Origin of the sequence: Leptolinea tardivitalis (genome assembly GCF_001050275.1) — a bacterium.
GTDB lineage: Bacteria > Chloroflexota > Anaerolineae > Anaerolineales > Anaerolineaceae > Leptolinea > Leptolinea tardivitalis.
Window position 1 is genome coordinate 688,632 of the sequence record NZ_BBYA01000008.1, and the last position, 15,883, is coordinate 704,514.

12 protein-coding genes are annotated in these 15,883 nt (G+C 33.8%); 9 read left to right on the plus strand and 3 right to left on the minus strand.

The window, feature by feature from the left end; genetic code table 11:
• The first annotated feature begins 35 nt into the window (after window positions 1-35).
• The 5 genes from LTAR_RS07110 (at window position 36) to LTAR_RS07130 (ending at window position 6,851) form a co-directional block, all read left to right on the plus strand.
• Complete coding sequence (locus tag LTAR_RS07110; protein WP_062421470.1) at window positions 36-932, plus strand: nucleoid-associated protein; 897 nt, start codon at window positions 36-38, stop codon at window positions 930-932.
• A 131-nt stretch (window positions 933-1,063) separates the two neighbouring features.
• Window positions 1,064-2,695, plus strand: a complete 1,632-nt coding sequence (locus tag LTAR_RS07115) for a hypothetical protein (protein WP_062421471.1) — start codon at window positions 1,064-1,066, stop codon at window positions 2,693-2,695.
• Between the two features lie 223 nt (window positions 2,696-2,918).
• Window positions 2,919-3,188, plus strand: a complete 270-nt coding sequence (locus tag LTAR_RS17630) for a HigA family addiction module antitoxin (RefSeq protein ID WP_062421472.1) — start codon at window positions 2,919-2,921, stop codon at window positions 3,186-3,188.
• 49 nt (window positions 3,189-3,237) lie between these two features.
• A complete protein-coding gene (locus LTAR_RS07125) occupies window positions 3,238-3,483 on the plus strand; it encodes an AbrB/MazE/SpoVT family DNA-binding domain-containing protein (protein ID WP_062421473.1) in 246 nt (81 codons plus the stop codon).
• Between the two features lie 149 nt (window positions 3,484-3,632).
• Window positions 3,633-6,851, plus strand: a complete 3,219-nt coding sequence (locus LTAR_RS07130; protein WP_062421474.1) for a DEAD/DEAH box helicase — start codon at window positions 3,633-3,635, stop codon at window positions 6,849-6,851.
• 8 nt (window positions 6,852-6,859) lie between these two features.
• Here LTAR_RS07130 and LTAR_RS07135 read toward each other — a convergent pair whose 3' ends face one another.
• The 3 genes from LTAR_RS07135 to LTAR_RS07145 form a co-directional block, all read right to left on the minus strand.
• Window positions 6,860-8,164 carry a type II toxin-antitoxin system HipA family toxin gene (locus LTAR_RS07135; protein WP_062421475.1) on the minus strand — a complete coding sequence of 435 codons (1,305 nt, stop codon included), beginning with the start codon at window positions 8,162-8,164 and terminating at the stop codon, window positions 6,860-6,862.
• Window positions 8,165-8,196: 32 nt separating this feature from the next.
• Window positions 8,197-8,550, minus strand: a complete 354-nt coding sequence (locus LTAR_RS07140) for a hypothetical protein (RefSeq protein ID WP_062421476.1) — start codon at window positions 8,548-8,550, stop codon at window positions 8,197-8,199.
• Between the two features lie 133 nt (window positions 8,551-8,683).
• Window positions 8,684-9,613: a helix-turn-helix domain-containing protein gene (locus LTAR_RS07145; RefSeq protein ID WP_062421477.1), complete on the minus strand. Its 930-nt coding sequence runs from the start codon at window positions 9,611-9,613 to the stop codon at window positions 8,684-8,686.
• A gap of 217 nt (window positions 9,614-9,830) precedes the next feature.
• On the opposite strand from LTAR_RS07145, the gene LTAR_RS07150 reads away from it, so the two are divergent.
• From LTAR_RS07150 to LTAR_RS07165, 4 genes are read left to right on the plus strand one after another with little or no spacing between them, the layout of a single operon-like run.
• Window positions 9,831-10,460: a TnsA endonuclease N-terminal domain-containing protein gene (locus LTAR_RS07150; protein ID WP_158423405.1), complete on the plus strand. Its 630-nt coding sequence runs from the start codon at window positions 9,831-9,833 to the stop codon at window positions 10,458-10,460.
• A gap of 8 nt (window positions 10,461-10,468) precedes the next feature.
• Window positions 10,469-12,478 (plus strand): TnsB C-terminal domain-containing protein, encoded by a 2,010-nt coding sequence (locus tag LTAR_RS07155; protein WP_062421479.1) that lies wholly within the window; start codon window positions 10,469-10,471, stop codon window positions 12,476-12,478.
• Between the two features lie 19 nt (window positions 12,479-12,497).
• Window positions 12,498-13,454, plus strand: coding sequence for a TniB family NTP-binding protein (locus LTAR_RS07160; RefSeq protein WP_062421480.1), 957 nt, complete (start codon window positions 12,498-12,500; stop codon window positions 13,452-13,454).
• 2 nt (window positions 13,455-13,456) lie between these two features.
• Window positions 13,457-15,574 (plus strand): TniQ family protein, encoded by a 2,118-nt coding sequence (locus LTAR_RS07165; protein WP_081419870.1) that lies wholly within the window; start codon window positions 13,457-13,459, stop codon window positions 15,572-15,574.
• The last annotated feature ends 309 nt before the right edge of the window (window positions 15,575-15,883 follow it).

The following is a 15,883-nucleotide window of genomic DNA, read 5'->3' on the forward strand; positions in this document are numbered from 1 at the left end:
TATTATGGTAAACAAATAATTTCAGGGAGGAATACATGGCCACAAAACTTATTTCTTTAGCTTATCACTTAGTCGATAAAAAGAAACCAGAACTTAAGTTTTCTCAAGGAGTAATTAAAGCCATCGATTTGCCTAAAGAAATACTTGATTTCTTTGTTGAATTGACAGACAAATTAATTCAAACAAATGATTCTGGGAATTGTGTATCTGGCAACTTTCAAAAAGTGGATGCTGAGACATTAATAAAGGATATTTTAGATGCTCCGGAAAAACTCTTTGATGATTCAATAGAATTAGCCAATATACTCTTTGAATCTTCGCCCAAAAATGCTTCTCGCGGATTACTAGCAATTTTACATTGTCATGATGGCATAATTAATAAAGACTTTTTGGCGATATACAAAATTAAATGCGAAGATGAAAAGATAATTAAGATAGTGACAGGCGAACAAATACCACAACTAAAAGTTGAAGAATTAAGAGACATATTATTTAGACAGCTTCAGAAAGGTGCTATTTATCCTCATCCCAATAAAAAAAACTTCGATATCAAAGTATTTGACTTACAAACACAAGATGAGCCGAGAAAATACTTTAGTCAAGTATTTCTAGGGTGTAAAACAAAATTGTCAGATGAACATCAAATAAAGAGACTTGTTCCAGAATTAAACAAATTTTCATTAACGAACGGAATAAAATTTTACAAAGAAAAAGTCCCTCGTTTTTTATCAACTATCGGTCAAATTAAAGGTGATATTGAGATTCAAGATGTTGAAAAGGCAATAAAAGAACAGCAATTGTTTGGTGAAGGATATACGAGTGAGAAATTTCATAATTATGTTATCCAATCTAATGATTTAGCTGATTTTAAAATCGAATCACCATTATTGTTAAAAATGGGGACAGGAATAAAAAGAAAAGTAAAAAATTAAAGTAACTGACCCAAAATTGTTAGGTTTAGAAATCTCTGGGCCTCCTGAAGTTATGGAAAAAGTACTATCTTCTGATGGAAATAATGTTGTTATTACTTTAGAAGTTTTAAATTCCAATATCGAGATTGATTATGAATAAACTTTTATTGGGGGAATTTTCTGAGGCTCTAAAACTATTATTTTCTTTTATAGGAACTAATTATCATAATATTGATGAAAATGAAGCAGATTTTACCTATCAAGTATTAACTACAAATCCCCAGAAAATTTTGGAAGATATAACAAAAAGCAGCAAATTTTTGAATATTTTTCATGTTTCAATTTTGGGTTATATTCAACAATATTCTTTTATGTTTCAAATTATTAATGAGAAAGAAATTATGTGTCAAAGGGTTGAAATTAATGGAAGCATCACCCCACAATCTGTTGATGATAGCGAAAATAAAATAATAGAAAGATTTAAGAAGGAACATTTGCGCCAGGAACAAGTATCCAATTTAGGCTCATTTATTGAACGATTAGAACAATTAAGTTGTACAGAAGTCGATTCAACCATTTATATAAAAGTTTCACTGAATAAGAAAAAGTTGATTGATGAATTTGATTTCTCGGCGCATAGTAATATATGCATGTATATTTTCACCAATAAATTAGTTGAAACAATTAAGAGACTTCATTATTGGGAATTGAATGATGAATGGGGGAATGTTCATATCTATAATAAGATTTTTTTATTAGCAGATGCAAATGGATTTGCCAATTCAAATTGGTTACAGCTTTATGGTAAAGACCTCTGGTCGACCATCGGGGACGAAAATTTCATAATTAAAGAGGATGAAAAAATTGAAATAACAAATGCACTAGAATTTAGAAAAAATGAAGTCTTTTGGGGGATTAATAATTCATACACTCCACATTTATTCTTTATATCAGAAAACAAAATCGATAAACAAGAATTGATAATAGAAATCAATAGAATTTGTTGTGAGGCATGCATTTGCCATGTTGCAAATAGAGCCTCTTTTGACAAAGGAGATTTTTTAGTTGAATTTGGAATGCAATATAAAAAGAAAATTCTCTCTGATTTAAAAGAAAGATATACATTTGATTCTTCACCCTTAATGAAAATATTTACATGGGCTTATGAAAACTCAAAAGCTGATAAGCTGGATATAGCAAGAGAAGTTATTTTCTATTATCTCCGAAATGAACCGCAGGATAATTTTCTTCTCCTTCTAACTAAGAGTGATGAGATATATTCTTCAATAAAATGCAATTTTCAGTTTTATTTGACTAATAATGTTGGACTGTATTTTGCAAAACGAGAAGAACTTATCCAATTTCTAGATAATTATTTTGACGATACTAATGATTCAATATCAAGAATGACAACTGACTTTGTAAATGATTTCTACAAGTCAATCGGAATTGTTTTAGCTGATGTAATAGCTATTTTGATTAATCCACAATACTTATCAAAGATAATAATTATGACCGCAGTTTTATTTTTTATTTATATTTGTATTTCACTAATCTATTCGCATTCATTTATTTATCAAAAATTTTATAATTCCCGGTTGAAAATTAAGAACGTTTTATCTGATTTTTCTTCAATTATTAGTGAACAAGAATTAGTTGGCTCAAAGAAAGAACAATATTCGCAACAAAGTTTGATTTTTTATATATATTTTTTGCTATCAATCTTTTTTTATGAAGCAACAGGCTTTTTGGCATATTTCCTGTTTTCATTTTATCCAAAATAAAATTTAAACAGGAAATTTTTTTCCCCATTTTACTAATTTCTCTAAATCGATGATATTAGGTAAGCTCGGGTAATTTTGAATTGTTACGAACAACAAATCTATAATAAGAATTTCTCGATGTGTTATTATCGAATGCGACCCAATATTCAAATAAAAAAGTCGAGTTAAATTTTTTTCGTATTTAGGTCACTTCTCAAAAAATATAGAGTTTTAAAAAGGATATATAATACGCATCCCTTCAAACCGCACCCCGCCTCATCCGGGTGAAATGCTACTGGAGGAATTTTTAATTCCAATGAATCTTACTCAACGTGACTTGGCTGATGCCATTCATGTTCCTTACCAACACATTAACGGTATCGTGAACGGGAGGTGTAATATTACACCATCGACCGCACTTCGTCTGCCTAAGTTTTTCGGGATGTCAGCAGATTTCTGGATGAATGTACAGGTTCGATGGGATTCATTTTATGAAATTTTGGACAAGAATTAATTAGTTTGTTGCCTCAATCTATAACTGAATTCTATTATTAAGGGAAATCATGATAAAAAAGCGAATTTCAAAATGGGGTAGTGGGTACGGCATTAGAGTACCCAAAAGTATACTGAATAAATTAGGTCTGTCTGATGGTGATGAGGTTTTCGTCAATATAGAAAATGAGCAAATAGTAATAAAGCCTCTAAAAAATCCAAGTCCTTCCTTTGATGAACTTGTTTCAAAAATCACCCCTGAGAATATCCATAAAGAAATTGACTTTGGCCCTAGAATTGGAAATGAGTTTTGGTGAACAGAATATGTCCATTTACCAAGTTATAAGCTTATCAACCGGACTAGCTTTTTGGGGCATATTTGTATGAATTCTAATTATTTGACTATTTAAATTACTCGCAATATCATTGTTACGAAAAAAAGTGTACACCAAGAATTGAGGGGAAAATGAATGCTGAATTACGTGAAGTAAATATCCCTGGTTGCTATTCATCAAAAATCAGCATAGGAAAGAATAATGCACAACAATTATTAGAGGCTTCAGAAATTGGTTTACTTGATTTTCAAAGTAACCCTCTAAGTGTTATACGAAAGAATAACCAGAAAAGAATAAATATTTCATCAAATGTTTCTGTAGATTTGACCTCAGAAAGATATTTATTTTTGCGTTCTGGCGCATTACAACATCCCGAAATTATCCCTTTTGAGAATCAGGTAAATTGGAGAGGAAATTTATTTCCTGAAAAACCTTCAGAAGTTATTCTTACTTGGAAAAACAACTTTGAATTTGTCCAAGAAGATAATGCATCTGGGAAAGCGGGCCTTCGATTACCGCAACTAGGTGCTTTACACAGTATATTAGGTTATTGGACAACAGATAACCTAAAACCTGCTACTGTTGTTTTACCAACCGGAACAGGGAAAACGGAGACGATGTTAGCGTTATTGGTTGCGGCTCAAATTGAGAGTCTTCTAGTAGTAGTTCCGTCCGATGTACTTAGAAGTCAATTATCAAAGAAATTTGAAACATTCGGTGTCCTCCAAAAGAGTGGGGTTATTGGAAATGATGCTCATCGACCAGTTGTTGGTCAATTAAGGCAGGCATTTGAGAGTGTAGATGACGCGAATGCTTTTTGCTCAAAATGCAATGTAATTATTACTACACCAGATGCTTTATATGCATCATCAGATAATATCTGGAAAGAAATTTTACATAATTTTTCGCATTTATTTATTGATGAAGCTCACCATGTTGAGGCAAATACTTGGAATAAATTGAGGTCTCATTTTGAAAATAAGTATGTCCTACAATTTACCGCAACACCTTTCAGGGAAGATGGAAAGAGAGTAGCAGGACAGATTATTTATTCATTCCCTTTGCGTCAAGCTCAAAAGTTAGGTTATTTCTCAAAAATCAATTATCTTCCTGTAACGAAATTTGAAGAACCGGATATTGCTATTGCCAAAGAAGCTATTGCTCAATTAAGAAGAGATTTAACCCAAGGATTTCAACATATTTTGATGGCGAGAGTAAAGCGAATTGGACGGGCAGAAGAAATTCTCCAAATTTATAAAGAGTTAGCTTCCGACTTTAATCCTGTAATTCTCCATAGCACACTTGACGCACAAACACGCAAACATGCACTAGAGGAAATTAGGAATAACAGAAGCCGAATAATTATTTGTGTGAATATGCTTGGTGAAGGATTTGATTTGCCAAACCTGAAAATTGCAGCGATACATGATGCCCATAAAAGCCTATGTGTTACTCTTCAATTTATAGGAAGATTTACAAGAGTGTCAAATATAAGTATTGGTAATGCCAGCATTATCACATCAAAACCTGAAGGAATCATTGATGAAAACCTTCGAAAGCTTTATTCAGAAGACCCAGATTGGAACTATTTAATCCAAGATTTGTCGGAGACCTCCATTGCAAAAGAAAAAGAAGCAAATGAATTTGATAATGAGTTTGGGAAGTTACCTGAAGATATCTCAATTAAAAGTATTGATTTGAAAATGAGTACTGTAATTTATCGAACTCATTGTGATGCCTGGAATCCCGAGGCAATATATGACTATATTCCTGTTGAACAACTATTTACAAATCCAATAGCGGTTAATGAAAAAGACAAAGTAGTATGGTTTATTGTTGAGAATCGAATACAAGTTGAGTGGGGAACAATAGAGACAATAAAAGATATACGATATGATTTTTTTGCATTATTTTGGGATGAAGGAAACGACCTCCTGTATATCAATGGCTCAAGTACGGACAGTATTTATAGCGACTTAGCAAAAACTGTTTGTGGTGGTGATGTGGAGATTATTAAAGGTGAAGAAATATACCGCTCAATGGCTAGAATTGATAGATTGGTTCCAACAAATGTTGGTGTATTAGATATTCGGAATCGGAGTCGTAGATTTTCTTTGTTTGTAGGTGCTGATGTTATTGAAGGATTCCCAATAGCAGAAGCTCAAACGAAAACAAAAACTAATATTTTTGCAAATGGTTTTGAGAATGGTTATCGAGTAAGTATTGGTGCTTCATTGAAAGGACGTATTTGGAGTTATCGAATAGCATCTTCACTAAATGAATGGGTTGAATGGTGTAATCATATCGGAAAAAAAGTAACCGATTCAAATATCAATATTGATGATGTTATGGGTGATTTTATACGACCAATAATTGTCGAATCACGTCCCCCTTATGTTGCTCTTGGAGTTGAATGGCCTTATGAAGTTTATGCGAATTGTTCCGATGAAATTCGATTAAAGTACGCAGGTCACGAATGGGCCTTAATTGATTCCGACTTGAAAATTTCTAATTTCAACACAAATGAAAATATACAGTTTGAAATTGTAACTCCTGATATGAAAGTCGGATATGAGATATTTTTTTTGAATAATGGTATGAACTTCCGAGCTATCACCGACGAAATTAGAGTAGTAATAAAAAGAAATGAAGTAAACCTTTCTGATTTTTTGAACAATCTTGGATTATCAATTCTATTAGAACAGGAGGCAAAAATTGAACCTCCCGGTTTATTATTAAAACCGAATAGAAACTTATTACCATATGACAAAAATAAAATAATTACTTTAGATTGGGATGGAATTAATATTAGGAAAGAATCTCAGGGACATAATCGGGATGTTGATTCTATTCAATATAAGGTTACCGAATATGTAAAGAGTTTGTTAGATTGGGATTTAATTATTGATGATGATGGGTCAGGTGAAATTGGAGATATTGTTGCCTTAAAAATCGATGGGCACAATTTAATAATGCACATTTCTCACTGCAAATTTTCAACGGAGGATTCACCCGGAGCAAGAATAGAAGACCTTTATGAGGTATGTGGGCAAGCTCAAAAATCTGTAATTTGGCACAGAAATTTGGATGTTTTCTTTAAGAATTTAATTCGGCGGGAAAGGAATCGAGGAAAAAACCATCAAACTGGATTGATTGTTGGAGATAGAAATTTGTTATTGAATATTCAGGAAAAATGGCGTTACTTAATTCCAAATCTGACAATTAGTATTGCTCAACCCGGATTATCGAAAAATAAAGTAAGTTCAAAACAACTAGAGCTTCTTAGTTCAACAGAGGTTTATATTTACGAAGTTGCACATGCAAAATTCATTGTAATATCAAGCTCATAATAGTTCTATTAAGTCAACAATGAAAGTCGGTAAGTTGATTGAATGCTGAATATTCGATTCTTCACTATACCAAGCTGAATTGCATAATCAGGCCACTTCTTTATTGAATCGATAACCCTTTCAAGTAATTCAAGTCCGCGATTTTTGCCTATTCCAGCGAACGCAGCGAAATCAATTAAATCGTCCTTATTGAAAAAATCTCGTTTTCCATTAATACTCATCTGGTGTTTATTCGTCCATGCGCCAGAAGGGTCATACGCATAAGTCACATCGAATGCTGGTGACAATTTCCACTCACCTGATGGATTCATTAAAAAAGCAATATTCTTAGTATGGTCATCCTGATTTCTCCCCACGACATTGAACATTGCCCGTAAAACCTGTTGTTCCATTTCGTCCTGGGTAAGCCCTATTTGGCGCATGACCTGAATTGCCTGTTCATAAGAGTAACGACCAGCTTGATTGAAATCCATGTGGGCCAAACCACATAGCGATTGCATATGTAGTTTTTCACCTCGTTCATTTCTATCAAACCGTTTGGTCATAAAATGACTTCTACCATTCTCGTTGAATAAGCAACATTCCGTCATATTTATGCCTGCGGCTTGGGCCATCAGGTAATAGGCGTATTCAATTTTTCCATACCCAATCGGGTCGGCTTGTTCTTTGTCTTTGTTATTGCCAATACCATCGAATTTAATCAACCAGTTCCCAAAATTTTCAGACTGCTGGATATCCCCCGGAAACATTTCGTTTGTATCTGTATTCCAACAAACGATAGCCTTTGCTCTTGACCCTCCAGCCGATATTCCAATTCGCAATAATTCATTCAGAAGAGAGAAGTCACTTTTATATGTGAGTGAAGTTAAAATATCTAATTTGTTTTCAAGTATTGTGTTTATGAGTCCAATAAGATTAGGAGTATTAAGTGGCCGAGGTATAGGAGATTCAATCAAGAGGGGTGAGGGGTATTCCAATGCACCTAAACCACGATTGCCTATCAAAGCCAAACGGTCAACTGTCCCGAACGAGGCTTCCGGAGTTTTGTGAACATTCAACCATGCCCGGATAATAGTATTTCCGAATTTATCAGGTAGCGAATCTGATAAAAGTCCCGGTAATCCTAAAAAAGTATTAAATTCAAGGTCAGGAAAGCTATATGTTTGTGTTCGTAAAGGCATCTTCAATGGAGACAACTGAAGACCATTATTGAGATAGGATGGAGAATATTGGAAAGTTGCAAAATTTCTCTGGTCATCCCAGATGATATTTCCAACTTCTTTTCCCCATATTGAGACTAAAGTATCAGACAATCTTTCCTCAACTATTTTTTTAAATTTATATATTACTCATGGTTTACACCATCTTTTTCGCACGTTGGTATATACATCTCAATTGAAGAACTAAAGGACAAAACAATTTGGTTAAGGGTTGTACCTTGAAAGGTTATTATCGCGTTTGTTCTTTCGACCTCTCCTGTAAATATTTTCCCAGAATCATCAAATTGGGCTATACCCCTATAACCTTTGTAAGTAAGAAAAATGTATGTGTCAAAATCAATTTTGTCAGAAATTTCATGGGTTGAAGTCTTGATTATTCTGGATGAATTAATATCATAAAAACCAGATAGTTCATTTAAAAATCTATCTCCTTGATACAAAGTATTTGCATTTTTTTCTAGACTAATAGGGTTATCCAAGGTCTCGCCATTTTATTTATATCAAGCTACAAATGGAAATCAAATTATAGTAATGTGTGCAGAAAGATGCAAGAACAAAAGAAGCTACAAGAATTACTACTCCTGTAGCTTCTTAAAATACTTTTTATGATTTCTATAATGATTTTAAGTCTTCAAGCCAATTCGGTTCAGGATGGTCATATAAAGCTAAAAATCGGCTTAAAGTCAATAATAGTCTCCCTGCATTATTTTTTTGAAGTCGATTATTTTCTCTTACTTCCTCACTTGCTGCATTCCAAGTCATCATGAAAATCTCATTGTTTGTAGCAATCTCCAAATCAAGTAAATAAATATCATTCAACTTTAAACTTGAAATTTGAGTAGTTTCTATTAGTTTTGATATGGTCTGGTTAATTCTCATATATTTTTTTACTGTATCTCTATTTAGGGCAACTTTTTGCATATCAGATTTTTCGAGTATGTATTCAATATATCTTCCAATTTCTTCAGATAATAGAACCCCGCCATCAATAAAGATTTCATATCCAAGTTGAGGAGGTAATTTATTTGGATATTTGAAATGGGGTTCAAAAATTATTGAATCGCAAGTGAGTAAGTATTTAAAAACTTCTTCTGATGAAAATTCAGTCTCTTTGTGAATTTCTTTCCTAATCGAATCCATTTTAGATTTTTCAATTGAATAAAAAGAATTGTCTTTTTGTTTATTATGCAATTTCCAAATAATGTTTAAATAATGAGTAATGTAATCGCTTATTGGGATAGGGTTCTCATCAAAACTATGTTCAATTAATTCGACATCCTGTAATGAAGGGTAAAGGTGTTGATTTTCATTAGAATTTTTGGGTGTAGCTGGATTTTTTCCAGAGGCAATTTTATAAAACTCCGCAGGATTACCATTTAAAGCAGTGGCCATTTTTATGGCTGTGTCTAAACTCGGTTCATTTAATCCTTTTTCTATTCGACTTACTGTAGTGAAATGTAAATTTGATAACTGCCCAACAATTCTGAGGTCGGCATCGATTTCTTTTCGTAAACCTTGTATCCATAATCCAAAAGCTTCCATTTTTCTCCTTTCAGAATTGATAATTCTATTTCATTGAAAATGGGAATTATCGCTGCTATAATGTATTGTAAAAATAATATGCAACATAAGTATGAAAAAAAGAAAAAACATGAATAAAAATAATTATTGCAACAAATATGTATTTATTATACCAAATAATTGTTTTTTGGAAAAAATAATTACTACATCATTCATGTCTTTTTTTTTGAAAGGACGTATGTCACCAATTCGAATACCCAAAAGTCATAGTGGAAGCTTTACCGGGAAATTTCCATCACAAAAAATGAATCGAATGATTCATTATGAATCAAGTATTGAGAAGGATTTTATTCATCTGCTAGAGTTTGAAGAAAGTGTTACTTGGTATGAGGAACAACCTCTTCGAATTGAGTATATGGAAAACAAAAAGAAGCATTATTACATTCCGGATTTTTCAGCAGTAGTAGATGGCAAAACATGGATTTTTGAATGCAAACCCAAAAAGTTGGTTGGTGTACAAAAAAACCTAATAAAGTTTGAGGAAGCTGAGAAATATTGTTTGAATACCGGAGAAAATTTTCGAGTAGTAACAGATGAAGAGATACGGACTGGATATAAATTAAGAAATATTAAATTTCTAACAGGATACTCGCGAGGTGAAATCAATCCCGTTCTAGTTTCCAGAATCCTTTCTTTTTTCGGAAATACTGATAACGCTTGTCTTCATGATTTTGAAAAATCGGAGAAGAATTTTTCACCAAAAGAAATCTATCCAACAATATTCTTCTTAATTTACCATCACAAGCTCTCGTTTCAAGTCGATGAGGAACTTCTTTCCAAAAAAACAGTTGCTCATTTAGTTATATAGAAGGTGATATGTCTAGTTTTCAATTTTTAAATGGAACACAAATTCGGTACAAAGGTAAAACCTTCTATGTATCCAATCATTCGAAGGATAATATTACATTGTATTGTGAAGATGAAAAACTTGAAATCAAAGAATTGCGAAGTACTTTAATATCAGAATTTTTTTTGGGAAATCTTGAGTTTGAAGTTTCGACAAGATATCAAAATTCAAACTCTACTTCGTCGATTCCGTTACCGGAACAATTAAAAATTGACCTTTCAGATTATCCGCCACATCACGTCGAAATAGCCCGATATAGATATGATGCTATTGCTCCTTTAGTTTTGAGAGAAGAACGTAAAACCAAAGAGCTTATCTCAAATAGATACAAAGAATTGAAAGACGAGGCTAAAAAGCAGGGAATAAGTCTATCTATTCGTTCTTTGTATAGGTGGATAAAAGATTTTGATTCAGGTGGACATGATATTCGCTGTCTAATTCCAAATGTAAAAAGAAGAGGTGGCCCAGGAAAATCTCGAATTAAGAAAGAAATTCTAAATATAGTAGATACCGTAATAAGGGAAAACTGTCTCAACAGAGAAAAGATTTCTATACATACTGTCTATTGCCTGTGTGCAGCACAAATTCAACAAGAAAATGAATATAGGCTTGACAGCCAGAAACTAAAAATGCCTTCTGAAGCTACTATTGCTCGACGTATCAAATTATTAGATGTAAATGAAAGAATCATCGGAAAGATGGGAAAGAAGAAGGGTATTAATTTTATCAAACAAGTTGGAAAATACGAACTACCATTACTCCCATTACAACGAGTTGAATTTGACCATACAAAGGTAGATGTAATTACATACGACGAAAAAGACGGCCTTCCATTTGGTAGACCTACTCTTTCATTTTGCATTGACAGAATTGGTATGCCTTTGGGTTATTATCTCGGTTATGAGGCAGTAAGTTACTATGCGGTTATGGAATGTTTGTACCACTCAATTTGTCCTAAACCAGATGTAAAAAATTTGTATGGTACTGACCATGATTGGATAGCATACGGTATTCCTAATACTCTGGTTGTTGACCAGGGGAGAGAATTAATTGGAAAAGATTTGTCTGATGCTTGCCTATCACTTGGTATTGTTCTTGATATTGCACCAGTTAAGACTCCGGAGTTTAAGGGTGGTGTAGAAAGAAATTTTCGCACATTAAATGAGCAACTATTTCATACTTTACCCGGAACGACTTTTTCAAATTTTCTTGAAAAAGATGATTACAACAGTGAAAAGACAGCCTGTTTAACGTTAGACGAATTTGAAAAAGCCTTAAACATCTATATTATTGACCAATATAGTGAACAATACCATCGGGGATGTGGTGGAATTCCTGCGCGACAGTGGGAGCGAGCTTTGGAAACGAATTTCTTCCCCCGGCTTCCTCCAAATGAGGAATTGTTAAAAATCTTATTAGGGCGAGTGGCGTACCGCAATGTAAATAAATATGGGATTGAATTTGAAGGATTAAAATTCAATTGCCAAGAACTAGCTTATTTACGTCTAGAAAATCGGGGTCGAGATAAAAGGATAAAAATTAAATACCATCCGGGAGACTTAAGCCGGATTTATGCATATAACAAATATGATAACGAGTATATAGAAGTCCCTGCTCTCGACCAAGAATATACTCAAAACCTTTCCTTGTGGAAACACAGAAATATAAAAAATTTTAGAAAGAAATACGGAGATGTTGAAGACCCGGCTGGATTAGGGAAAGCAAAAATTAAAATTCAACAAATTGTTGAAAAAGCCCGAAGCCGAGCAAAATTGCGAGGCCGTTCAAAGATAGCGCGTTGGGAAAATTCTCCTCCGAAGAGGGATAAAAATGAAAATCCATCACGGATAATTCCAACTTCAAAAACAAGGAGTAAGGGAAAATCAACACCATCTCCTTTATCCAGTATTACGATTACTTCTTTCGATACTGATACATCAGGTTGGGAGATAGCTAATAGTGATTTGAATACCAACTAATGGTATTTCGAGATAGCCAATGGAAAATCAATTTCTTAACCCAAATTTAAACTTTATCCGGTATCCGCAATTCAATGCAATTCAAAATCAAATTACAAGATGTCGGGAATTGTCAAAGAGTTCTCTTGAACCTCAATGCATGTCACTAGAAGGTGAAACAGGATGTGGTAAATCAATACTACTAAAAGATTATGCTAGTAGATATCCACGACAAGAAACCGAACATGGAACTATCATTCCAGTATTCTATGCGGAATTTCCTTCTCCTACCACTGTAAAAAGTACAGTCGCAGCATTATTAGAACAATTAGGTGACCCAGGAGCGGGAAAGGGAACAGTATGGGCATTGAATTCTCGATTAGTCAGGTTGATAAAGAATCGAGGTGTCGAGCTTGTTTTAATGGATGAAGGTTCAAATATTATTGAATCAGGAACAAACCACATCACTTATTCCATTTCCGATTGGTTAAAAATGTTTATAAAACAAACGAACATACCAGTATTAATAGCAGGAATGGAAAACTCAGTTAGTCGAATAATTAACGCAAATCCTCAATTATCAAGGCTCTTCGCTTGTCGGGCAAGTTTGAAACCATTTTATTTTAATGACGAGAAAAGTATAAATAGTTTTTCAATGTTTATTAGTTTTGCTGAAAAAGCTATCGAAATTCCACTTACAACGGATGTTCAAAAATTCGAAATGTTGTCAAGGATTCATTATGCTACTGATGGATATGTCGGAAACATTATGAATCTTCTACGGAATGCTGGTTCTTATTCTAAAGATAGACAAGGCAATTGTATCGAATTGAATGATTTATCAATAGCTTTTGAGGAGCGACTCTCCAAACATGTACGAACAAAAGTAAATCCGTTTGCCACTCCATGTACAGAAAAGTTTGAAATCCCGGAAAATTCTGATGATTCGTTTCTAAGAATTAATTACACCATTTCAAATACTCTTTCAACAAAATAGTCATGACACAATTTCTTTGTCGTATCCAATTTAAACCAGATGAATTATTGTCATCATTTCTAATACGATTGGCTAATGCTAACTATTATGATTCATTCAATACATTTTCCAATACAATCCATGAATACTCATCGGTTTTAGGAATACGAGACAACCTTCTAAATCCCTCACGATCGGAAACATATTTGGCATTATCTGATTTGTGTTCAATCTCTGAACAAGAATTGTTTGAACATTCAATTCATAAATATGCAAGTTTGTTTCGTTCATTTCAAGAAGAAGATGAAAACATTCAATTTTCAGATGGATGTTCGAAGAAAGTATTATCCCGCGAAGCAATAAGAAGAAATTGCCGTCCTATATTAAAAGCAGCATATTGTCCTAAGTGTTTGAAGGAAGACCTATATTACAGAATGGAATGGCAGATTTTGGCAACGACTGTATGCCTGCATCATGGCTTGCTCTTAGTAGATGAATGCCAAAAGTGTGGAAAGAAACTTACAATATTTGATATTGTCCAAGGTCAATGTGGAAAATGTTACTTTGATTTAAGCACTTCGGATTCCATTGATGTGGCTTCAGATAGATTTTCCTTAGTAAGTCAAAGGATACTCTCTGGCTGGATGGGAATTGGAGAGCCTGTACCTTTGATACCCGGAATATCACCCGACACTCTTTATCGGGTCTTTAGTGGAATCCGATATTGTCTTCAAACAAAAGCGGATTGGAAATACCTGCACGCATTCCCGGAGTATACTGAATCACTACCAAGCAAAAAGGAATTGGCAAGGTGGGTTGTTCCCAATAAATACCTTCACCGGCTAAATGTTTCAGCCATAAAACCCCTAATCGACTTTCCAAATGGGATGTATAGTTTTTGGGATGCATATCGCGAACCCAATCCCAGTGTAAGTATCGCGTTAGGGTTGGGAAATTTATACTGGGGATGGATTGAAAAACGGTGGCTCTCTCAAGATTTTGAATTTATCCAGAATGCTTTTGATGATTATCTGGTATCACGAGTCAATATATTAAATAAAGGAATAGCCAAATCACGTAGACTTCAGAAAAAACCTGAGTTGAAAACAAAATTTGAATACATTTCGTACTCATTAGCTGCAAAAGAATTAAATTCTACTGCCCCTAAAGTTATGCGCCTTGTTAAAGCTAAAATGGTCGAAGGAAATATATGCACGGATAGAAAGAAAACTAAAGTTGTTTCCCAAAAAGATATTTTAGAATACTCAGATAAACTGGCTAAATCGGTAACTTTAGATAGAACTTGTGAAATACTAAGAATATCACCTACATTGGCGAAATCATTTATCCGTCATAATTTACTTGAAGCTATTGGTGGACGTACATACGACAATTCACCTCAATGGGCGATAACCCTAAAATCAATAAGAGAGCTTCTAGATAATCTGCGGGAAGTTGTCATTAGAGTATCTTCCGATGAATTGAAGGAACATTCTCCTCTAGTCACTATTTCTCGACAATTAGCAGGGTGGGGTTTTGAAGTAGGTGATATTCTTTCTGATGTTATAAACGGGAAGTTACAAGGTTATGTTGATTATAGGTATCCGGTTACTATTACTTCAATCCATTTGCTTAATACTACCCCAAGAGATATTAAACAAAAAATTATCTCTGAAGGTAACTGGATTTCGGAACATGATTTTGCCAATGAAATGAGTGTAAAACCAACCACCTTACATAAATGGGCAAAAGCAGGGTTAATTCAACCCATAAAAAGAGTTAGTGTCACAAATTACTACACAAAATCCTGTGCAGATGATTTCAAGCGGAAATATATAAATTCAAAACAAGTCTCTGATTTGCTGCAGGTGGGTGTTTTGACAGTTCAGAAGTGGGCTAGGATTGGAAGATTAAAACCTGTCTCAGGTGGAGAAATCAACGGTTGCCATGAATACCTTTTTCTAAAATCAGATGTACAAAAAATGATTCGCGAGAACCGATTAACTGCTCCACAAATGGCCAACCGATTGGGGATAAGCAGGTCAAAGGTTTTAGAGCAAATTCGGTCTGGAAAGCTCCATCCAATTTCAGGGCCCGGAATAGATGATTCGAAGCATTTCTTGTTTCTTATCTCTGATTAAATTAGGGTAATAATTTATGACAATTTCTTATGGAATTATCAAACATATTTCCTCAAATAAAAAGAGCCAATGGTTTGGTTTACACCGATACTCTACAACGATGGAAGGAAAAATCCAAATTATTTCATATGAAGCTCCTATACTTACAGGAGATTCTGTTGAGAATATTAAGAAACAGGTCGAGAAGATTTTGTTAGATATCCATGATTGTCCGGTGATTCTAGTTGATAAACAATAAGACCTGATACGTCAGGTAATTTGTTTTTAATCTCATTACTTTTGATTTGATTATTACTGAACAATTGGATT